At 68.0% G+C, this 21763-nt stretch carries 19 protein-coding genes; 9 read left to right on the plus strand and 10 right to left on the minus strand.

Annotation, left to right across the window (positions count from 1 at the left end):
• Positions 1 to 28 precede the first annotated feature (28 nt).
• The gene (locus OPU70_RS04120; RefSeq protein WP_079112655.1) at positions 29 to 283 is read right to left on the minus strand and encodes a YlxR family protein; all 255 of its coding nucleotides are present in this window, start codon (positions 281 to 283) and stop codon (positions 29 to 31) included.
• Positions 284 to 342: 59 nt separating this feature from the next.
• Positions 343 to 1326, minus strand: coding sequence for a transcription termination factor NusA (gene nusA, locus OPU70_RS04125; protein ID WP_042541824.1), 984 nt, complete (start codon positions 1324 to 1326; stop codon positions 343 to 345).
• A gap of 130 nt (positions 1327 to 1456) precedes the next feature.
• On the opposite strand from nusA, the gene OPU70_RS04130 reads away from it, so the two are divergent.
• On the plus strand, positions 1457 to 2812 hold the full coding sequence (locus tag OPU70_RS04130) for a flavin monoamine oxidase family protein (RefSeq protein ID WP_082041183.1): 1356 nt from the start codon (positions 1457 to 1459) through the stop codon (positions 2810 to 2812).
• On the opposite strand, the gene OPU70_RS04135 is transcribed toward OPU70_RS04130, so the two are convergent.
• Positions 2781 to 3821, minus strand: coding sequence for an LOG family protein (locus tag OPU70_RS04135; protein ID WP_079112653.1), 1041 nt, complete (start codon positions 3819 to 3821; stop codon positions 2781 to 2783). The two genes, OPU70_RS04130 and OPU70_RS04135, sit on opposite strands and share 32 nt — an antisense overlap.
• Before the next feature lie 117 nt (positions 3822 to 3938).
• Here OPU70_RS04135 and OPU70_RS04140 point away from each other — a divergent pair, with 117 nt between their 5' ends.
• A complete protein-coding gene (locus OPU70_RS04140; RefSeq protein ID WP_042541827.1) occupies positions 3939 to 4442 on the plus strand; it encodes a pyridoxamine 5'-phosphate oxidase family protein in 504 nt (167 codons plus the stop codon).
• A 72-nt stretch (positions 4443 to 4514) separates the two neighbouring features.
• Here OPU70_RS04140 and OPU70_RS04145 read toward each other — a convergent pair whose 3' ends face one another.
• Entirely contained in the window at positions 4515 to 6272 is a 1758-nt protein-coding gene (locus OPU70_RS04145) for a proline--tRNA ligase (RefSeq protein WP_367820834.1), read from the minus strand.
• 42 nt (positions 6273 to 6314) lie between these two features.
• A complete protein-coding gene (locus tag OPU70_RS04150) occupies positions 6315 to 7085 on the minus strand; it encodes an isocitrate lyase/PEP mutase family protein (protein WP_498557195.1) in 771 nt (256 codons plus the stop codon).
• Positions 7086 to 7301: 216 nt separating this feature from the next.
• On the opposite strand from OPU70_RS04150, the gene OPU70_RS04155 reads away from it, so the two are divergent.
• Both OPU70_RS04155 and OPU70_RS04160 read left to right on the plus strand, forming a co-directional pair.
• The gene (locus OPU70_RS04155; protein ID WP_498557196.1) at positions 7302 to 8717 is read left to right on the plus strand and encodes an RNB domain-containing ribonuclease; all 1416 of its coding nucleotides are present in this window, start codon (positions 7302 to 7304) and stop codon (positions 8715 to 8717) included.
• Positions 8718 to 8734: 17 nt separating this feature from the next.
• Positions 8735 to 9958 (plus strand): NUDIX domain-containing protein, encoded by a 1224-nt coding sequence (locus tag OPU70_RS04160; protein ID WP_498557197.1) that lies wholly within the window; start codon positions 8735 to 8737, stop codon positions 9956 to 9958.
• 6 nt (positions 9959 to 9964) lie between these two features.
• On the opposite strand, the gene OPU70_RS04165 is transcribed toward OPU70_RS04160, so the two are convergent.
• Positions 9965 to 10831 (minus strand): alanyl-tRNA editing protein, encoded by an 867-nt coding sequence (locus OPU70_RS04165; RefSeq protein ID WP_042541831.1) that lies wholly within the window; start codon positions 10829 to 10831, stop codon positions 9965 to 9967.
• Between the two features lie 31 nt (positions 10832 to 10862).
• Positions 10863 to 11993 carry a flavodoxin-dependent (E)-4-hydroxy-3-methylbut-2-enyl-diphosphate synthase gene (ispG, locus tag OPU70_RS04170; protein ID WP_042541832.1) on the minus strand — a complete coding sequence of 377 codons (1131 nt, stop codon included), beginning with the start codon at positions 11991 to 11993 and terminating at the stop codon, positions 10863 to 10865.
• 251 nt (positions 11994 to 12244) lie between these two features.
• Between ispG and OPU70_RS04175 the strand changes: the two genes are divergently transcribed.
• A complete protein-coding gene (locus OPU70_RS04175; RefSeq protein WP_498557198.1) occupies positions 12245 to 14128 on the plus strand; it encodes a chorismate-binding protein in 1884 nt (627 codons plus the stop codon).
• Between the two features lie 59 nt (positions 14129 to 14187).
• On the opposite strand, the gene OPU70_RS04180 is transcribed toward OPU70_RS04175, so the two are convergent.
• Positions 14188 to 15504: a M50 family metallopeptidase gene (locus OPU70_RS04180; RefSeq protein ID WP_153302160.1), complete on the minus strand. Its 1317-nt coding sequence runs from the start codon at positions 15502 to 15504 to the stop codon at positions 14188 to 14190.
• An 82-nt stretch (positions 15505 to 15586) separates the two neighbouring features.
• Here OPU70_RS04180 and OPU70_RS04185 point away from each other — a divergent pair, with 82 nt between their 5' ends.
• From OPU70_RS04185 to OPU70_RS04195, 3 genes are all read left to right on the plus strand, one after another.
• Entirely contained in the window at positions 15587 to 16159 is a 573-nt protein-coding gene (locus OPU70_RS04185) for a hypothetical protein (RefSeq protein WP_498557199.1), read from the plus strand.
• A gap of 89 nt (positions 16160 to 16248) precedes the next feature.
• Complete coding sequence (locus OPU70_RS04190) at positions 16249 to 16935, plus strand: YcnI family copper-binding membrane protein (RefSeq protein WP_498557200.1); 687 nt, start codon at positions 16249 to 16251, stop codon at positions 16933 to 16935.
• Between the two features lie 89 nt (positions 16936 to 17024).
• Positions 17025 to 18647 (plus strand): Mur ligase family protein, encoded by a 1623-nt coding sequence (locus OPU70_RS04195; protein WP_498557201.1) that lies wholly within the window; start codon positions 17025 to 17027, stop codon positions 18645 to 18647.
• A gap of 95 nt (positions 18648 to 18742) precedes the next feature.
• On the opposite strand, the gene dxr is transcribed toward OPU70_RS04195, so the two are convergent.
• On the minus strand, positions 18743 to 19825 hold the full coding sequence (gene dxr, locus OPU70_RS04200) for a 1-deoxy-D-xylulose-5-phosphate reductoisomerase (RefSeq protein ID WP_498557202.1): 1083 nt from the start codon (positions 19823 to 19825) through the stop codon (positions 18743 to 18745).
• Positions 19826 to 19861: 36 nt separating this feature from the next.
• Complete coding sequence (locus OPU70_RS04205; protein WP_367820854.1) at positions 19862 to 20851, minus strand: FKBP-type peptidyl-prolyl cis-trans isomerase; 990 nt, start codon at positions 20849 to 20851, stop codon at positions 19862 to 19864.
• A gap of 123 nt (positions 20852 to 20974) precedes the next feature.
• Between OPU70_RS04205 and OPU70_RS04210 the strand changes: the two genes are divergently transcribed.
• Complete coding sequence (locus OPU70_RS04210) at positions 20975 to 21754, plus strand: lysophospholipid acyltransferase family protein (protein WP_042541839.1); 780 nt, start codon at positions 20975 to 20977, stop codon at positions 21752 to 21754.
• Positions 21755 to 21763: the final 9 nt, after the last annotated feature.

Consider the following 21763-nt stretch of genomic DNA (forward strand, 5'->3'; position numbering starts at 1 on the left):
GAGCCGTTCACTTTGTTTCCATAGCCGTTCAGCCTTTGTTTCTTGGTGGGTATTGTTCGATGATCCGCGTATCCAGATTGCCGGATGCGCGAAGTGCTCGGCCGAAAGCTCGGCGCCGCAGAGCGGCATCCATGCATTCCGGTGTCGGATGCACCCACGCGCCTCGCCCTGGCAGGACGCTTCGCTCATCGATGATGAGGATGTCGTCTTGGGACACCACTCTGAGAAGAGCGGCGCGGGGAGCACGCGTGCGACAGCCGACGCACGTTCGTACAGGTTCCATCTTACACCTGTGTTCCCGTCCGACTCGCGCGACGGGCGCGAGTCGGACGTGACGAGCGGTCAGTCCAGGACGCTGTCGGGCTGGATGTCGATCTTCGCGCCGGTGAGCTTCGCAGCCAGACGAGCGTTCTGACCCTCCTTGCCGATGGCGAGAGAGAGCTGATAGTCGGGCACCAGTGCACGCACGGCCCTGGTGTTCGCGTCGAGGATGAACGCGCTGGTCACCTTGGCCGGCGAGAGGGCGTTCGCGACGAAGGCGGCGAGCTCCGGATCGTGATCGACGATGTCGATCTTCTCGCCTGCGAGCTCCTCGGTGACGGCGCGCACGCGACGCCCCATCTCACCGATGCAGGCACCCTTGGCGTTGATCGCCGGGTCGTTGGCGCGGACGGCGATCTTGGTGCGGTGTCCGGCCTCGCGGGCCAGCGAGACGATCTCGACGAGACCTGCGGCGATCTCGGGCACCTCGAGTGCGAACAGCTTGCGAACGAGACCGGGGTGCGTGCGCGAGACGGTGATCTGCGGCCCCTTGAGGCCCTTCGCGACGCTCGTCACATACACGCGCAGACGCGAGCCGTGGGTGTACTCCTCGCCCGGCACCTGCTCCTCGGGAGGAAGGATCGCCTCGACAGCTCCGAGGTCGACGTGGATCATGCGAGGGTTCGGTCCCTGCTGGATCACGCCGGCGACGATGTCGCCTTCCTTGTCCTTGAAGTCGCCGAGCACCACGTCGTCCGCGATGTCGCGCAGACGCTGGCTGATGACCTGCTTCGCGGCGAAGGCGGCGATCCGGCCGAAGTCATCCGGCGTGGCATCCTCTTCCCCGATGATCGCGCCCTCTTCGTCCTTGACGACCTGCAGCACGGCGACGTGCCCGGTCCGACGATCGAGCTCGACGCGGACACCCTCGGGGGTGGCGCCCTCCGCGGAGACATGCTTGGAGTAGGCGGTCAGGATGGCCTGCTCGATGATCGAGACCAGCTCGTCGAAGGGGATCGCCTTCTCCTTCTCGATCCCACGCAGCAGACTCAGTTCGATATCCATGACGACTCCCTATTCAGCTCTCGTCGCGCGGGTGTGCACACGCGACATCCGTACCACGATACCCTGTGCCCACCGCCGGTCGCCACGAGGCGGCCGCACCGATGCGGTGCCCAGCATGCAGGAGGACTCAGTGACGACGTACGACACCATCGTGATCGGGGCGGGGATGTCCGGGGTGACGGCGGCTCGCATGCTCGCCGATGCCGGAGCGGACGTCATCGTCCTCGAGGCGAGGGATCGCATCGGCGGCCGGATGCACACCGATCGCACCGCAGGCTTCCCCGTCGATCTCGGCGCGTCGTGGGTGCATGGCATCGAGGGCTCAGCGCTGTGGGATCTCGTGCAGGCTCTCGAGATTCCGACGCTCGAATACACCGTCGGCAGCTTCCAGGCCGGAGGGCGGCCGATCGAGAACTTCGACGGCGACGGCAGGCCGATGGATGCCGCCCGCACCTCCCAGTGGGTCGCCGAGGTCGAGGAGGCCGATCGCCTACTGGTCGACGAGATCGAACGTTCCTCCCCCGGCGACACCTATCTCGATGTCACCGAGCGCGCGCTCGACCGCACCGGCTTCGATCCTGAGCGCATCGATGAGATCCGGGAGTTCTTCCGTCATCGCGTCGAGGAGCAGTGCGGAGCGTGGATCGGCGACCTCGACGCGCACGGGCTCGACGAGGACGCGATCGACGGAGACGAGGTCATCTTCCCCCGCGGGTACGACGAGCTCCCGCGGCGCATCGCCGCCGGACTCGACATCCGCCTGAGCCAGGCGGTCACCCGGATCGCGCGCACGGATGCCGGAGTCACCGTGTCGACCGAGAACGGAGAGTTCTCCGCACGAAGCGCCCTGGTCACCGTGCCGCTCGGCGTGCTCAAGGCGGGGTCGATCGACTTCACCCCTCCCCTGCCCGAGGCTGTCGCCGGGCCGATCGAGCGGCTGGGCATGGGGGTCTTCAACAAGATCTTCATCCAGTTCCCGGAACGCTTCTGGAACGACGACAGCTACGTGCTGCGGGCACTCGGCGAGGCCGGCGAGCACTGGCACTCCTGGTACGACGTGTCAGCCGTCAGCGGACTTCCCACCCTGCTGACTTTCGCGGCCGGTCCGTTCGGCCGCCGGATGCAGGAGCTGTCCGACGACGAGATCGTCGCGGATGTCGTGCGCGCTCTTCGCGACCTCTACCCCGATGCCGTCGGCGAACCCACCGCTCACTGGGTCACCCGTTGGGGCCACGACGCGTTCTCGAACGGCTCGTACTCGCATCTCGCGGTCGGGTCGTCGCACCACGACCACGACGAGCTCGCGGGACCGGTCGACGCAGTGCTGCATTTCGCCGGCGAGGCGACGTGGGGAGACGAGCCGGCGACAGTGGGGGCGGCCTTCTATTCAGGCCACCGCGCGGCCGAGAGGATCCTCGCCGGCTCCGTGGATCTCGCCCGGTTCGCCGCTGGGATCAGAGCGCGGGAGCGGACTCCAGCGAGTTGATCGCGCCGATCAGGCGGAACAGACTGCCGACCTGACGCTGATCGAGGTGCAGGGCCAGTCGCGGTAGATGCAGCACGTCATCGTCGGCGACCTCGGGCGACCGCGGAGCAGTCCTCTCGATACGTCCGCTCGCCAGCATCCCGGCGAACTGCTCGTTGAGCTGCTCCACCTCGGTATCGGACGGCTCGGCTCGGAGGCGGAGCACCAGGGTGTCTCCGAACCACCGCAGTGAGTCGTAGTTGCGCCAGAACCCTGCGATCACGGAGGCGGCCGACTCGACGGAGTCGGTGATGACGACGCGGTCGAAGTCGCCCTCGGAGATCACGCCCGTGGGCGCCAGATCCTCGTCGATGAACCGCTTGAGACCGTTCCAGAAGGTGCCGCCTGGCTCGTCGAGCAGGACGATCGGCGTCGGCTCGGCCTTGCCTGTCTGCTGCAGCGTGAGCAGCTCGAACATCTCGTCGAGCGTGCCGAACCCGCCAGGCAGGCAGATGAAGCCGCTGGACTCCTTGATGAGCATCAGCTTGCGGGTGAAGAAGTACTTCATCGCCACCACGTGCTCGCTCGCCGCGATCAGGCTGTTGGCCTTCTCTTCGAACGGAAGCCTGATCGACACCCCGAGTGAGAGCGCCGGGCCCGCACCCTCCGCCGCAGCCTGCATGATCCCCGGGCCTGCCCCGGTGACCACCATCCACCCATCCGCTGCCAGAGCGGCGGCGACGTCACGGGCCTGCACGTAGAGCGGATCATCGTGCCGGGTCCGAGCCGAACCGAACACCGTGACCTTGGGCACACCCTCGAACGGAGCGAACAGCCGGAAGGCGTCTCGCATCTCGGCGAGAGCGGCGGAGGCGATCTTGAGGTCGAGACGGTCGGTGCCGTCCTCACCCAGCAGGACCGCCGTGCGCATCATGCGCATGACCAGCCTGCGGTCGGTCTTCACCCCGGCCTCGTCGAGGACGTTGTTGATCTCGGCGCTCAGCGATTCCGGCAGCGGTTCGTCGGTCATGCCCTCAGCCTGTCACGAGGGCGTGTCGGCCGGGTCGACGCAACGCCGCTGTGATCATCCTCATCACGCGGTGTCAATACCCGTGCGCACGGATGTCATCCGAGGCACAGTGTCCGCATGACTGAGATCACTGGACCAGAAGCACTCGCACGCGTGACCGAGCTCGTCGAGGACATCGACTTCACGATGCTGACGACGACGGACGACGACGGCAACCTGGTGAGCAGACCGATGTCGACCAGGCAGATGGACGATGCCGGAGACATCTGGTTCTTCACCGCGGAAGACACGGAGAAGGTCGAAGAAGCACGAGCCCACCATCAGGTCGGCCTCTCGTATTGCGATGCCAAGGGCATGCGATATGTCTCGGTGGCCGGGAACGCGTCCGTGGTGCACGACCGCGCGAAGATGGAGGAGCTCTACTCGCCCTCGCTCGACATCTGGTTCGAAGACGGCCTCGACACCCCCGGCATCGCACTTCTGAAGGTGACGCCGACAGTGACCGAGTTCTGGGAGCCTGCCAAGGGCAAGATCGCGATGGCGGCCGGGGCGCTCAAGGCGCTCGTCACCAAGGACACCCCCGACGACGACATCATGAACCACGGTCGCATCGTCTGCTGACAGACGGTTCGCCCCCGGACAGACGGAATGCCGCGCACCTCGGACGAGGTGCGCGGCATTCTCCGTCCGCGCTCAGCGCCGGGACAGCTGCTGCAGGGCCTCTTCGACCGACACCGCTTCGCGGTCACCGGTGCTGCGATCCCACAGCTCGACCTGGCCGTCGGCAGCGCCACGGCCGACGATGACGATCTTCGGCACGCCGACGAGCTCCGCGTCTCCGAACTTCACACCGGGCGACACCTTCGGACGGTCGTCGTAGAGCACGTCGAGGCCTGCGGACTCCAGTTGCGCCGAGAGCTCGGTCGCCACGTCGAAGGCCACCTGATCGCGACCGGCTGCGACGACCTGCACATCGAACGGTGCGACGGATGCCGGCCAGATGAGACCCTTCTCATCGTTGTGCAGCTCGGCGATGATCGCGAGGATGCGCGTGATGCCGATTCCGTACGAACCCATCGTGACCGTGACGAGCTTGCCGTTCTCGTTCAGCACCTTGAGGCCCAGGGTCTCGGCGAAGAACCTTCCGAGCTGGAAGACGTGACCGATCTCCATGCCCCGTGCGAGCTCCACGGGTCCGGAGCCGTCGGGCGCGGGATCCCCGGCCCTGACGTTCGCGATCTCGACGACCCCGTCGGCGAAGAAGTCCCGACCGGCGACGACCGAATGCGCATGCTTCTGATCGATGTTCGCACCGGTGATCCAACTGGTCCCCTCGCTCACGCGGGGGTCGACCAGGTAGCGGATCCCGGTCGCGGACTCCTCTCCGAGCACCGCGCCGGTCGGTGACCACGGACCGATGTAGCCCCGCACGAGCAGCGGGTTCTTCTCGAAGTCGTCAGCGGTGGCGGTCTCGACCTCGGCCGGAGCGAAAGCGACCTCCGCGCGCTTCTCATCGACCTCGCGATCGCCCGGGATCCCGACGACGACGAGTTCGCGCGTGCCGTCCACATGCGTGAGCGCCAGCACGACGTTCTTGAGGGTGTCGGCGGCGGTGTAGTCGCCATCCAGGTTCGCGTTCGCGTGCGCCACGAGCGTCTCGATCGTGGGCGTGTCCGGTGAGTCGAAGACGACCGGTGCAGCATCGGCGTCGAAACCGATGGCGTCAGGGACCTCGGTCGAGAAAGCCTCGACATTCGCGGCGTATCCGCCCGCGCTGCGCACGAAGGTGTCCTCACCGACAGGCGTCGGGTGGAGGAACTCCTCGCTTCGCGCGCCGCCCATGAGTCCGTTGTCGGCATTCACGATCACGTATTCGAGACCGAGCCGCTGGAAGATCCGCTCATATGCGTCCCGCTGCGCCTGATAGCTGGTCTCGAGACCGGCATCCGACGCGTCGAACGAGTAGGCGTCCTTCATCGTGAACTCGCGACCGCGGAGCAGGCCAGCCCGCGGGCGTGCCTCATCGCGGTACTTGTCCTGGATCTGATAGATCGTGAGGGGCAGATCCTTGTACGACGAGTAGAGGTCCTTCACGAGGAGCGTGAACATCTCTTCGTGGGTCGGCGCGAGAAGGTAGTCCGCGCCCTTCCGGTCCTGAAGGCGGAAGATCCCGTCGCCGTACGATTCCCAGCGTCCGGACAGCTCGTAGGGCTCGCGCGGAAGCAGCGCGGGGAAGTGGACCTCCTGCGCGCCGGCATTCGCCATCTCCTCGCGCACGATGGCCTCGATGCGCGCCTTGACCTTGAGGCCCAGAGGCAGCCACGTGAACACACCCGGTGCCGCGCGGCGGATGTAGCCGGCGCGGATCAGCAGCCTGTGGCTGGCGACCTCTGCTTCTGCAGGGTCTTCGCGGAGCGTGCGGAGGAAGAAGTTCGAAAGACGAGTGACCACCGGGCAAGTCTACTGACCGGTGGTCACCCGTTTCGCGTCGCGTCAGTTGAGCGCAGGGAGGCCGTTCGGGATCACGCCGCTCGCATACAGGCTGGCGGCGAGTTCCTGCACAGCGGTGAGCGCCACACGCTGCGGGAGCGGCCCGTACGAGATGCGGGCGACGCCCAGCTTCTCGTACTCCGAGGCGGCGAGGGTTCCAGGGAGCCCGATCACGCTGAGCTTGCCTTCGCCGAGACCCTCGACGAGCTGGCGGGTGATGTTGGCGTCGAGCATTCCCGGCACGAACACCGCGGTGGCTCCGGCGTCGAGGAACGCCCGGCCGCGCTGGATCGCATCCGCGACGCTTTCCGCGACAGGGCGGTGGCCGGCGCGGACGAACGCGTCGGTGCGCGCGTTGAGCGCGAACGGCACGCCCTCGGCCTCCGCTGCCTTGACGATGGCCTCGACTGCGGCGACGGATTCGTCGAACGGCTTGAGGCGGTCTTCGATGTTGGCTCCGACCACGCCCGCGCCGATCGCCAGGCGGGTGGTCTCCCCTGCGTCGCCGTATCCGTCATCGAGGTCGGCGGTCACCGGGACCGAGACGGAGGCCGCGATGCGACCCACCATGTCGATCATGATGTCTCGGGAGATCGTGCCGTCCTCGAAACCGAACGAGGCGGCGATGCCGTGACCGGCAGTCGCGATCGCCTTCGTCTCGGGAAGCTTCGCGACAGCGCGGGCTGACACGACGTCCCACACATTCACGACGCGGAGGATCTCCGGGGCTTCATAGAGTCCGATCAAGGTCTTGGCCTTCGCAGCAGTGGTCATACCCCCACGCTAACGCCCAGTATTCCGGTCTGGGTCGGACGGACACGCGAATCACAGGTTCCGAGGGGTCGCAGCGCATCACGGACCCTCCGCCTCCTCTCCCGTGTGCGCCTCCACCGCTGCTCAAGACAGCCAGCCGCCGACCTCCTGAGGAGTTCCGGGCGACCCGGCTCGGGGGCGACGGCTGTCTCGTCCGCGGCGTCATAGTGTGGGGACATGCCTCAGCGCCGATCGCACGTCGCCCCGTCAGCCGCGCAGACCGAGCTCGCCGCAGCGCTCGCCGCGCTGAGAGAGTCCCTCGACGCGCCCACGGACTTCCCCGCCGCTGTCGTCGCCGAAGCAGAGGCCACGAAAGCGGCGACTCCCGAGCTCGATCTGCGCGACATCCCCTTCGCGACCCTCGATCCGCTCGGGTCACGCGACCTCGACCAGGCGTTCCACCTCGAACGCGATGGCTCCGGCTTCGCAGTCCGCTACGCGATCGCCGACGTCCCGGGGTTCGTTGCGCCCGGCGGAGAGGTCGACACGGAGGCTAGGCGCCGCGGCCAGACGCTGTACGCCGCGGACGGGACGATTCCCCTGCATCCGAAGATCCTCAGCGAGGACCGCGCATCGCTCCTGGCCGATGTGGATCGCCCTGCCCTGGTCTGGACGTTCGCGCTCGACTCCTCGGGCACCGTCACGGACTTCCGCTTGGAGCGGGCACTGGTTCGTTCCCGCGCCCAGCTGGACTACGTCAGCGCCCAGGCCGCACTCGACCGCGGCGAAGGCGGTCCCGCGGCGCTGTTGCCGGAGATCGGCGCATTGCGGATCGAGCAGGAGAGGATCCGCGGCGGCGCGAGCCTGAACCTCCCGGACGAGGAGGTGACCAGAGCGGCCGATGGCAGCTACGCGATCGAGCGCCGCCATCCTCTTCCCGTCGAGGAGTGGAACGCCCAGCTGTCCCTCATGACCGGTATGGCGGCGGCGTCGCTGATGCTGGGCGCCGGCACCGGCATCCTTCGAACCATGCCGCAGCCCGACGAGAAGGCCTTCGACGCGTTCCGCCATCAGACCGAGGCTCTCGGACGACCGTGGACGACGGGACGATACGGCGATTATCTGCGTGACCTGGATCGCGCCGACCCGATGACCCTGCCCGTTCTCGAGGCAGCCGCGACCCTGTTCCGCGGCGCCGGCTACGTGACTTTCGACGGCTCCGCCCCGAGCGACGCACAACAGGCTGCGATTGCGGCGCCCTACGCCCACGCGACCGCTCCCCTGCGTCGACTCGTCGATCGCTGGTCTCTCGAGATCTGCCTCGCCGTGTCGGAAGACCGGGACGTGCCCGGCTGGGTTCGCGAGTCGCTGCCCGACCTCCCTGCGCTGATGCAGAGCTCCGGGCAACGCGCGTCCAGACTCGACTCGGCGACGATCAACTGCGTCGAAGCCGCACTGCTCACGCCTTTCGTGGGCCGGACGGTCGAGGCGACCGTGATCGAGATACGCGGCGAGCGCGCGACGGTCCAGCTCGCCGACCCTGCTGTGACCGCGTCTGCCCCTGTACCCGCCGGCACGGTGCCCGGCGGACGTGTCTCCTTGCGCCTCGTCAGCACCGACGTCGCCCGAGGCGAGATCGAGTTCGCGATCTGACCCCTAGGCTCTGCTCCATGCCCACATCGCCCTACGTCAGCGGGATCCGCGAACGCATCGGTCACGATCTCCTGCTGCTCCCCGCCGTCACTGCCGTCATCCGGCGAGATGACCGCTTCCTGCTGTGTCGGCGGGTGGACGCGTCGGAGTGGGGCCTGGTCGGCGGCGGGGTCGAACCCGGTGAGGATCCGAAGGATGCCGTGCTGCGCGAGGTGCGCGAAGAGCTCGGGATCCGTGTCGGCATCGATGGTCTCGTCGGAGCGTACGGCGGCGAGGAGCTCCTCGTCCGACACGCCAACCACGACGTCGTCAGCTACGTCACGACCGCGTTCCTCTGCTCGATCCCGGATGGCTCACCCCTGGTCTTCGCCGACGGAGAACTGGCCGAGACAGGGTGGTTCGCGCTCGACGAGATCGCAGCGTTGCGACGTGATCGAGCCATCGACCGAATCCTCGGAGATGCGGTCGACCTCGCCCGGGCTCCCGCCGCGACCCCGCCCCCGACCCCGACCCCGATCGTCGAGAAGGATGAAGATCGCGCTGTCGGGGTGGACCACTTCGCCGTCGCAGCACGGTTCGTTACCGCCCGCTTTCCCGGCGCCGACGTGGCCATCGTGGCCGGAAGCACGGCACGAGGCGATCGCACTGCGACGAGTGACATCGACCTGCTGCTGGTCGGCGATCAGCTCTTCGATGTCGAAGGGCAGACGAGCGAAGCCTCGACGCACGAGTTCGAGGGCGAGACCTTCGAGGTCTTCGCATACACGCCGACGGGGTTCGACGAGTGGGCGGCACGAGGCATCGCGCAGCATCGACCGGTGACGGTGCACATGCTGGTCGACGGCACCGCGATCAGAGACGATGGCCGACTGGCATCGCTCCGCCGGCAGTGGCGGAGCGTGCTCGACTCAGGGCCATCGCTCAGCGCGAGTGAGTCCGCGTTCCGTCGCTACGTCATCACCGATGTGCTCGACGATCTGGCGGACGCGACAGACCCTCTCGAGCAGCGTGTGGAGGCATCCGTCCTGTTCGAGCGGATCGCAGAGCTCATGCTGCTCACCGAGGGGCGGTGGATAGGGACGGGCAAATGGTTGCCGCGACGCCTCCGCGAGCTGAGCGTCGAGCGAGGGGACCGCTTGACCGTCCCTCTGCTCGAGAGCGACTACACGACCTTCGCAGCCCGCGTCTCGGATGAGCTCGAGCGCGCCGGCGGTCGAGTGCAGTCCGGCTTCGTTCGCTGAGCGGACTCAGACCGCGGGAACGGCCTTCGTGGTCATCACCAGCAGCTGCGGATCCGTCAGGTCGAGCGCCACCGAGATAGAGACGAACTCGGAGAGAGACTCCACGTGCGTTCCGCCGCAGAGGATCTGCGCGTCGCCCTCCGGGAGTTCGCAGTGCCAGCTGCGACGATCAACGATCGCGGGGCCTTCGGGCGCCACGCGGCTCGCCGCACCGGTGGAGACCCACGCGGCCAGCTGCGCGTTGATCGCCGCCTCGCGCTCTCCGAGCGTCGCCACGAAGGTCTCTGTGTCGAATCCGGCCCGGCGCAGGCTCTTGCCCAGGCGGTACTCGTCGACCGCGCCGTCTTCATGGATGCGGCTGGACTGGTTCGCCCTGGCCTCGAAGTTCGGGTTGCCCAGAGCATCCGCACCGGGATCCTTGCGCCACAGATCGCCGAGAGCGATGTCCAACGCCAACGACGCCAGGTGGCACGCGGTGTGGCCGCGGCTGAGGCCTGCCCGTCGTGGGGCGTCGACCGACAACTCGACGCGTGCCCCCTCGACCAGCCAGGATGGAGCGTCGCCGGCGATCGGGTGACCGACGAGCCACGTCCATCCTTCGACGCCGCGCTTGACCGGGATGTCGGCTCCGACCGCGAACTGGCCCTCGTCCGACACGGCGGCCATCACGGCCTCGGCGACACGGACGACGTTCCCTTCGGCAGAGAGCTCGCCTGTGTCTCCTGGCTGGTCCGGCCAGGTGTGGTCGACCGGGTGGAACGGGGTCGCGTCGACCACGACGATCGTTCCCCGCGATGATGTCTCGACCCGCGAAACAGTGCTCGACCCTCTGAGGTCGCCTCCGGCGAAGGACACGATCGTGGACGACGGCATGGAACTCCTCATGTCGGATCGACGGGGTCGGTCAGGCCGTGACGACCTGCGCGGTGCCGAGCGGCGCCTCAGGCCCCATCTCAGCGGCGATGCGGTTGGCCTCTTCGATCAGAGTCGCGACGATGTCGGCCTCCGGCACGGTCTTGATGACCTCGCCCTTGACGAAGATCTGGCCCTTGCCGTTACCGGATGCGACACCGAGGTCAGCCTCGCGGGCTTCACCCGGGCCATTCACGACGCAGCCCATGACGGCCACTCGCAGCGGGACGGTCATGTCCTTGAGTCCCTCGGTGACGTTCTCGGCGAGCGTGTACACGTCGACCTGGGCGCGTCCGCACGAGGGGCACGAGACGATCTCGAGCTTGCGCTCACGGAGGTTCAAGGACTGCAGGATCTGGTGACCGACCTTCACCTCTTCAGCCGGCGGCGCTGACAGAGACACACGGATGGTGTCTCCGATGCCCTCACCGAGCAGGATGCCGAATGCCGTGGCGCTCTTGATCGTGCCCTGGAACGCGGGGCCCGCCTCGGTCACACCGAGGTGCAGCGGCCAGTCGCCCCGCTCGGCGAGCTGACGGTAGGCCTTCACCATGACGATCGGGTCGTTGTGCTTGACCGAGATCTTGAAGTCGTGGAAGTCGTGCTCCTCGAACAGCGAAGCCTCCCAGACGGCGCTCTCGACGAGCGCCTCAGCGGTCGCCTTGCCGTACTTGGTCAGAATGCGGCGGTCGAGCGAGCCCGCATTGACACCGATGCGCAGCGAGACACCCGCAGCCTTGGCAGCCTCGGCGATCTTGCCGACGTTGCCGTCGAACTCACGGATGTTGCCCGGGTTCACCCGAACTGCGCCGCAGCCCGCGTCGATGGCGGTGTAGATGTAGCGCGGCTGGAAGTGGATGTCGGCGATGACGGGAATCTGGCTCTTCATCGCGATGATCTTCAGCGCGTCGGCGTCGTCCTGATGCGGGACGGCGACGCGGACGATCTCGCATCCGGATGCGGTCAGCTCCGCGATCTGCTGGAGAGTCGCGTTGATGTCCGTCGTCTTCGTCGTCGTCATGGACTGGACGGTCACGGGGGCGTCACCGCCGACGAGCACCTTGCCCACCTTGATCTGGCGAGACTTGCGGCGCGGGGCGAGGACTTCGGGGATCTTCGGCATCCCAAGATTCACTGCTGGCACAACCCCCAGCCTACGCCGCCTGCATGCACACAGGCTGGATGCCGCACGGCGAAGACGCGCGTCACACGGCCGGGGCGGCGGTGCGCGGTGTGATAGTTTTCAGCCCATGCTCGCGAACTTCACCTGGTGGCCCGCCTCTTAGGCGGTGTGTTCGCGTTCCCACGAATCCAGACCGCCTCCGGGGCGGTCTTTTCGTTGAGCCGAGCCGGAGCCATGCACAGGAGACACCGATGACCCTCTCACGTCTTTCCGAGCTCACCGCAGATCCCGCGGCGTCGTTCGTGCTGATCGCCCGAGACGGCGCCGACACCGTCGAGCTGCTCACCGGCGAGGTCGTCGATGTCGAACTGCTGGCTGACATTCCGCTGTCGATAGACGGCATCCCCCGCGAGATCTTCACCATGGTGCCCTACCGTCAGGTGCGCGAGCGCGGCTTCGTCGCCCAGGATGACGGCGCGCCCCTGCGCTGCATCGTGGTCGATGAGCACCTCCACCTGCCCACGTCTGCGCTGCTCGCCGAGCTTCCGACGGATGCCGTGCCGCTGAGCGACGGCGGCTTCGACATCGCCGACGACGAGTACGCAGGGATCGTCGAGACCGTGATCGCCGACGAGATCGGACGCGGTGAAGGCGCGAACTTCGTGATCCGTCGCGACTTCACCGCCGAGATCGAGGTCGACGACCGAACCGCCGCTCTCACCTGGTTCCGGGCTCTTCTCGCGCACGAACGAGGCGCTTATTGGACCTTCGCGGTGGTGACACCCGGGCACATCGCGGTCGGCGCGAGTCCTGAGGCGCACGTCGTCGCGCGCGGCGGCGTCGTCACGATGAATCCCATCTCGGGCACGTTCCGCCACCCTGCGGGGGGAGCCACGAGAGAGACGCTCGTCGACTTCCTCTCCTCTACGAAGGAGACCGAAGAGCTCTTCATGGTGGTGGACGAAGAGCTCAAGATGATGAGCGCCGTATGCTCCGACGGCGGACGCATCACCGGCCCGCATCTGAAGGAGATGTCGCGCCTCACCCACACCGAGTACATGCTCCGCGGGCGCAGTGCGCTCGACCCCCGCGACATCCTGCGCGAGACGATGTTCGCGCCGACCGTGACCGGCTCGCCGATGCAGAACGCATGCGCGGTGATCCGTCGCCATGAGAAGAAGCCGCGCGGCTACTACTCGGGCGTCGCCGCCCTGTTCACTCCGAACGACGCCGGAGGGCACGACCTCGACGCACCGATCCTGATCCGCACCGTGTATCTCCAGAACGGCTCGCTCAGTGTGCCCGTGGGCGCGACGCTCGTGCGCCACTCGGACCCGCACGGTGAGGTGTCGGAGACCCACGGCAAGGCCGCCGGCGTGCTCGGCGCCATCGGGGCGATCGATCGCGACAGCGTCGCCGAGGCGCGCGACGATGCCGACGCGCCGGGCGAACGACTGCCCCTCGCCGACGACCCCGTAGTCGCTGAGCTCCTCTCCTCGCGCAATGCGCGCCTGGCCGACTTCTGGCTGAATCCGCAGGGTGACGATCTGACCGGGCCCTTCGCCGGGCGCTCGGCGATCGTCGTCGATGCGGAGGACCGCTTCACCACGATGCTCGCTCACCAGCTGCGCCACCTCGGACTCGATGTCACGATCCGCGCCTGGAGCGACGTCGACGACGCCGAGCTCGACGCGGCCGACCTCGTGGTCGCCGGCCCGGGACCCGGCGACCCCCGCGACGTCGAGAGCTCTCGGATCACCAGGTTGCGCGAGGTCGTGTCGCGACGTGTGGACACCGGGTCGCCGCTGCTCGCCGTGTGCCTGAGCCACCAGATCCTCAGCGATCGCCTCGGCATCGCCCTGATGCCCCTCGCCGCGCCGCATCAGGGGCTGCAGAAGTCGGTCCCCGTGTTCGGCGAAGACGCCTCGATCGGCTTCTACAACACCTTCACGGCCAGGGTGACCCCCGGCACGACGTGGACGGGAACGGTCGAGGTGTCGGCCGACCCCGGATCAGGCGACGTCTACGCGCTTCGCGGCGAGCGCTTCGCATCGGTGCAGGGCCACCTGGAGTCGATCCTGTCGCGCGACGGCATCCGCACTCTCGAGCGTCTGGTCTCGCACGCGCTCGCCTGATCCGATGGCGGATGCCGTCGCGACCCGCCCGTCCAGCCAGCCGACCCCGCGAAGGCGGCTCAGCCGCCGAAGATGTTCACCGGGTTGAAGACATCGGCGAGGAGCAGCACGGCCCCCATCACGATGAGCAGTGTCGCCACGACCACGGTCAGCGGCACGAGCCTGGTGGCGTCGACGGGCGGAGGCGGCGGTCGCCGGAACAGCTTCGCCCAGGCGCGACGGATGCCGTCCCACAGCGCGACGACCACGTGCCCTCCGTCGAGCGGCAGCAGCGGGATCAGGTTGAACACGAACAGTGCGACATTGAGGGATCCGAGAAGCCCGAGAAGCACGGAGAAGCGGTTGACGATCGGCGCATCGATCGCCGCGACCTCACCCGCGATGCGTCCGACCCCCACGACGCTCAGCGGCCCGTTCGGATCGCGCTCAGACCCGGTGACCAGTGAGACGCCGGTCTCCCAGATCCGCACCGGAAGGGTGACGATCATCGACCCCACGCGCACGACGGTATCGGCCGCCATCTGGGGTCCTGCCGACAGCGGCTGGGGGACGAAGCCCATCTGCGCCGCCATGCCGACGTAGCCGACCTCCCGGACGACGGGCTGCCCGTCCTCGCCGATGACCGGCTGCCCGCTCGCATCGGTGATGGTGCGCTCAGCCTCGATCGGCGTGATGCTCAGGGTCTCCTCCGCACCGTCTCGAAGCACCACCAGTTCCAGGGTCTCTCCTGGAGCGGCCTGCACGATGGCGGTCGCCTGCGCGAAGGTCGACACGGGCTGACCGTCGACGGACACCAGCACGTCGCCAGGCCTGATGCCGGCCTCGGCAGCCGGCGTCGCCGGGTCGTCGGCCTCGCACTCGGTCGCCGTCGATCCGGCGGGCAGGACGCACTGGTTCACCGACGCGATGGTCGTGGTCCCCTGCTGCACTCCGATGCCGGACACCAGAACAGTGAAGATCACGATCGCGAGGATCAGGTTCATCAACGGGCCGCCGAGCATCACGACGACGCGCTTCCACACGGGGAGACGGTAGAAGACGCGGTCCTCAGCACCTTCGGCGATCGTCTCGTCGTTCGCCGATCGTGCGTCCTGCACGAGAGCACGGAAGACGCCCTTCGCCGGGCCCGATGCGGTGGAGGCCGGGTACATCCCCGACATCGAGATGAATCCGCCGAGCGGCAGCAGCTTGAAGCCGTACTCCGTCTCGCCGATGCGCTTGGACCACAGTCTCGGGCCGAAGCCGATCATGTACTGGCCCACACGCACGCCGAAGAGCTTCGCCGGCAGGAGGTGGCCGACCTCGTGCAGACCGATCGACAGGCCGAGGCCGATCAGCATGAACACGATGCCACCCAGATAGAGCAGTGCTTCCACTCCCCCAAGCTAGTGCTCGTCGCCTAGGAATAAGCCCCATGTGCTGCGCAGGGCGATGACGCGGCGCGGTTAGGCTTGTGTCGTGACCTCCCGCCAGCTGCGACTTCTGCGCGCAGCCGCGGCGTCCGCTGCCGCAACCCTCGTGGCCGCGGCGTCGCACACCACCGCGGGCGGAGCCGCCCCGCATCCGCTCTTGGTCCTCGCCGTCGCAGCGCTCCTCGTGCCTCTCGCGGCACTGCTCATCGGCGCCCGGGTCTCCAGATCGCGCGTCGCTCTGACGGTGCTGGTCAGTCAGGGGCTCTTCCACCTCGTGTTCCAGCTGCTCGGCACACCGACCGGCACGACGGCGCTCGGTGGCCACGAACATCATCTCGACCTCGCCGCCCTGGGCCCGGTGGTCGCGACGACCGCTCCTGATGCGCTCATGATCGTCGGTCACGCCATCGCAGCGATCGTCACCACCGCTCTGGTCTGTCACGGCGAGTCGTCGGTGCGAGCGATCGCCGGCTGGGTGCAGGCACGCCTCCGCCGCACGGTCACCCTGTTCCGACCGGCCCATGAACGTCCCGCCTTCCCAGTGTTCGCGATCCGAGTGCCGACCCAGCACGACTTCTCGGTATCGGTCTCGCGCCGCGGTCCTCCTGCGCACGTCTGATCACGTATCGCCTCCCCGAGGCGTTTCCACCTTCCCGCGGATGCCGCGCACACCGACGCGCCCGCAGATCAGCACACAGGAGTACCACCATGCGTTCCACCACCACCCGCCGCAACATCACCGCAGGACTCGTCGGCGGCACGATGCTCGCTCTCGCCCTCCCCACGATGGCCAGCGCCCACGTCAGTGTCAGCCCGGATGAGCTGACTGCAGGAGACCACGGCGTACTCACCTTCTCGTTCGCCCACGGCTGCGAGAACTCGCCGACCACCTCGCTGAAGGTGACGATGCCCGAGGGCCTCGCTTCGGTCGCGCCCACCATGGACAGCGACTGGACGATCGACATCGAGAAAGGCGATGACGGCCTCGTCAGCGCCGTGACCTACACCGCCATCGCGCCGGTGCCCAATGAACTGCGCGGCGCAGTGAGCATGGCTGTCGGGCTCGACGAGGACACGCCCGACTCGCTCGCATTCCCGGTCGTCCAGACATGCGTCGAGGGCAGCACCGAATGGACGCAGCTCGCAGAGGACGGCGAAGACCCGCACAGCCTCGACGCCCCGGCTCCGGTCGTCGAGGTCGTCGCCGCGTCCGCTGACGGACACGGGGAGCACGGCTCCGCGGACGGGGCCGAAGACGCGGACACCGCGAACTCGGATGCCGACGACGATGCGGTCTCCGCGAACGCGCTCGGCACGGCACTGGGCGCGGGCGGCCTCGTCGCTGGCATCGCCGCACTCGTCGTCTCCGTACTGGCGTACCGCCGCAAGGCGTGACGCCCCGGCGCGTCTCCTCGGCTCGATGGGGCCGAGGAGACGTGCCGCACCCCGTGTTCTCGTCGGAGCCGTGAGATCATTGATGCGACATGTCGATTGAACAACAACCGAGCCTGCCTCCCGTGCTCCGCCCCGCGAACCCGCCCCGGCGTGAGCTGTCCGAACTCGCCTCTCGATTCGCGCGAGACGTCCGTGGCGAGGTGAACGGTGTCACCCTGTCAGGGATCACCCTCGCCACCGCCGACCTCCGCACCGGCGAGGCCTTCGTCGCGATCCGGGGTGTGAACCGCCACGGGGCCGAGTTCGCGGCCACCGCCGCCGAGAAGGGTGCCGTCGCGATCATCACCGACGAGGACGGCGCCGACATCGCCGAACCGGCCGGACTCCCCGTGCTCATCGTGGACGACCCCCGCGCCGTGCTCGGTGCGCTGAGCGCCTGGGTCTACGGCACGGGCGCAGGCGAACCGCTCCCGCTGCTGTTCGCCACCACGGGCACCAACGGCAAGACGAGCGTCTCGCATCTGCTCGAGGGCATCCTCGGCCAGCTCGGCGTCGTCACCGGACTCTCGTCGACCGCCGAGCGCCACATCGCCGGTGAGGTCATCGTCTCGAGACTGACGACCCCGGAAGCCTCGGAGATGCACGCGCTGCTCGCGCTGATGCGCGAGCGCGACGTCGAGGCCGTCGCCGTCGAAGTCAGCGCTCAGGCGCTCTCTCGTCACCGCGTGGACGGCATCCGCTTCGACGTCGCCGGCTTCACCAATCTCAGCCATGACCACCTCGACGACTACGCCGACATGGAGGAGTACTTCGAGGCCAAGCTGGCGCTGTTCCGACCGGATCGGGCGACGCGCGCAGTGGTATGCCTCGACTCACCGTCGGGCGCCACCGTCGCGCAGCGCTCGGAGATCCCCGTGGTCACCGTCGGCACCCCCTCGATCGCCGCGGATCCCGAGGGCGCGGCCCGCGCGGACTGGGTCGTGGTGATCGACGACGAGCGCGCATCCGGAACCACGTTCACGCTGACCGGCCCGGCAGGAAGACTGACGACGACCGTTCCCGTGATCGGCCCGCACATGGCGGCGAACGCCGCCCTCGCGATCGTGATGCTGCTCGAAGGCGGCTACGAATGGGACCGCATTGCCTCGGCGCTCGACCGTGACGGCGGCATCCTGGCGCATCTCCCGGGTCGCACCCAACTCGTCTCCGGCGACACCGGCCCTGTCGTCTTCGTCGACTTCGGGCACTCTCCCGACGCGTTCGAGAAGACCCTCGCCGCGGTCCGCCGCGTCACACCGGGCAAGGTGCTGATGCTCTTCGGCGCCGACGGCGACCGCGATGCCAGCAAACGCTTCGATATGGCGCGCACGGCCGTGGAGGGCAGTGACATCCTCGTCGTGACGGACCACCACCCCCGTTTCGAAGACCCCGATTCGATCAGGGCCACTCTCGTCGCCGGCGCCCGCGCGACGCGGCCAGACGCCCAGATCCACGAGTACTCGCCTCCCGAGGCGGCCATCGTGGCAGCGGTCGGCCTGGTCGGAGAGGGCGACTCGATCCTGTGGGCGGGTCCGGGGCATCAGGACTATCGCGACATCCGGGGCGTGCGCACGCCCTATTCGGCCCGCGAGCTGGCGCGACGTGCGCTGCGTGCGGCCGGGTGGCCGGTGCCCGATTCGCACTGGCCGGTCCCCTACCCCGACGAGGACTGACCCGAGCGCCGGTGCCGTCGCGATCCGCGGCGGCGCGGCAGCGGGGCGGCCCTCGATGGTCTCTCGCCTCGAGCGGGTGACCGCCTGAGCGCGGATCAGGCGCGCGCGATCAGCTCGTCAGCCTTGCGGCGCGCCCACTCCTCGGCCTCGGCGAGCGATTCGACCGTCAGCGTCTGCGGCGGCTCGTGGGCATCCACCACGCGCGAGATCGTGTCGACGATTCCGAGGAACGGCAGGCGTCCCTCATGGAAGGCATCGACCGCCTGCTCGTTGGCGGCGTTGTAGACGGCGGGGAATGTCGCGCCCGCACGGCCCACGGCCTTGGCGAGGTCGACAGCCGGGAACGCGACGTCGTCGAGCGGCTCGAAGGTCCACGAGGTCGCCTGGGTCCAGTCGAGGGGCCGTCCGACCCCGCCGACGCGACTCGGCCAGTCGAGCCCCAGCGAGATCGGCAGACGCATGTCGGGCGGGGACGCCTGGGCGATCGTCGAGCCGTCGATGAACTCGACCATCGAGTGCACGATCGACTGCGGGTGCACGACGACCTCGATGTCGTCGTAGGCGACGTCGAACAGCAGGTGCGCCTCGATCACCTCGAGACCCTTGTTCACCAGCGTCGCGGAGTTCGTCGTGACCATCCGACCCATGTCCCACGTCGGGTGCGCGAGTGCCTCGTGCGGGGTGACCTCGAGCATCTGCTCGCGTGAGCGCCCGCGGAACGGCCCACCGGATGCCGTCACCACCAGGCGTCTCACCTCGGCGTGGGTGCCGCTGCGCAGCGCTTGCGCCAGGGCCGAGTGCTCCGAGTCGACAGGGACGATCTGGTCAGGGGCGGCCGCAGCGAGAACCAGCTCACCACCGACGATGAGGGATTCCTTGTTCGCGAGAGCGAGGGTTCTGCCGGCTTTCAGCGCCGCAAGAGTGGAACCGAGTCCGATCGATCCGGTGATCGCGTTGAGCACCACGTCGGCCTCGACATCGCGGACCAGCTGCTCGGCCTCGGCCGCACCCAGTGCGGTGCTGTCGACGTGGAAGCTCGCAGCCTGCTCCGCGAGCATCTCGGCGTTCGTCCCGGCGGCGAGGCCGACGAGTTCGAAACGTCGAGGATTGGCGCGGATGACGTCGAGCGCCTGCGTGCCGATGGAGCCGGTGGAGCCGAGGACGATGATGCGACGCATGCCGCCAGCCTATGGCAAGCCCCCGGCCCCTCTGCGTTACGGCGCCTGCTCGACCGGAGTCGTCGCGAGGATGTCGACGACGAAGACGAGGGTCTCTCCGGTCAGATCGGTGTCGTTCGTCTCGCCCTCACCGTAGCCGTCCTTCGGAGGCATGGCGACGACCACCTGCGACCCGACCTTCTGGCCTTCGAGGGCCATCTTGAACCCGGGGACCACTCCGCTGGTCGGGAACTGCGATGGCGCTGCGTCCCGGCTCCAGCTCGAGTCGAACTCGGAGCCGTCCGACCACTTCACGCCGCGGTACTGCACCGTGACGAGGTCGCCCGCTCCGACGACGGCGCCGTCACCCTGCTTGAGGACGGCCACCTCCGTCTCGGTGGGGGCGTCGGCGTCGGGGATCGTGATGGTGGGAGAACCGGCGTCGTCGAGCTCGACGACGGGCATGCCCTCAGTCGCATCGACATCGGAGCCGGAAGCCGTCGTGGGAAGCTGCTCGATCGTCTCGACGTAGAGGACGCTCGGGTTCATGCCCTCCTGCGCTGCAGGAAGGGTCAGGACGACGCTCGAACCGATCGGGAGGCACTCCGCCGCGACGGTGAAGACGGTGGACTGCGTCGGATCGACGATCTGCTGCGGCTGCTGGACGGCGAGGAGAGCGGACAGGACTCCGTCGGGCCCGCGCTCCGAGGTGCTGAGCACTTCGTTGGTCGTGGCGTCGATCAGCTGGTAGCGCAGCGAGACGAGGTCTCCGGGCATGACGTCGTCACCATCGCCCTCGACCACGACCGAACGCTCGGCCTCGGCGAGATCCGTGCCCTCGGGTACGGAGACCTTGGCACCTGCGCCGGATCCCTCGACGGACACGGCATCGGAACCTGCCCCCGACGCGATGTCAGCGAGGCAGGAGCTCTCGGAGCCGGCGTCCGGGGTGGCGGTCGACTCCGGAGTCGCACCACCGGAGCACCCGGCCAGCAGAAGGGTCGCCGCGGCGACGGTGGACAGGACGATAAGCGGACGCTTGCGCACAGTTGAACCTCAGGATCGCGGGCGGGACACCCCATCATCTCTCACGCCCCTTTGCTGATGCTGGGAGGCGCGCGCTGGCGCTTCATTCCCACCGCGGCATGATTGCCGGGGTAATCTGCTCTGATGACGTCAGAGCAGTCCGTGGAGCCCGAAACTTCGCCCGCAGAGACTGAGAAGCCTCGTCACGCAGGCTTCGCCTATGCGCTCGGTCGCAGCCTCATCACCCCGCTCGCGCGCACGATCTACCGCCCACGCATCGAGGGCAGGGAGAACGTCCCGAAGGACGGCGCGGTCATCTTCGCGAGCAATCACCTGTCCTTCATCGACTCGATCGCGATTCCGGTGGCCTCTCCGCGTCCCGTGCATTTTCTGGCGAAGTCCACCTATTTCGAGGGGACGGGGTTCAAGGGCTGGCTCAGCAAGACGTTCTTCGAGTCCATCGGCGCCATCTCCGTGCGCCGTGGTGCGGGCAAGGCCGCCCTCGACGCCCTCGACGTGCAACGCCAGCTGCTCGACGAGGGCCTCGCCGTCGCTCTCTATCCCGAGGGCACGCGTTCGACCGACGGACGCCTGTACAAGGGGCGCACGGGTGTGGCCTTCCTTGCGCTGCAGACCGGAGCACCTGTCGTCCCGGTCGGATTGATCGGCACGGACAAGGTCATGCCCGTCGGCGCCAAGATGCCCACTCTGAAGGAACGCATCACGGTGCGCTTCGGCGAACCGCTCGACCTCTCGCCCCATGGCCCCGCCACGAGCGGTCGCGCCCGCAGACTCGCGACGGACGAGATCATGGCCGCGATCCATGCCCTGTCCGGCCAGGAGCTGGCCGACGCCTACAACGAGGCTCCCGCGCAGAGCACGATCGAGAAGATCAAGCAGGCGCTCCCCCACGAACGCCGCTGACGCGGACCG

This window comes from Microbacterium sp. SWDP-B6 (assembly GCF_059803615.1).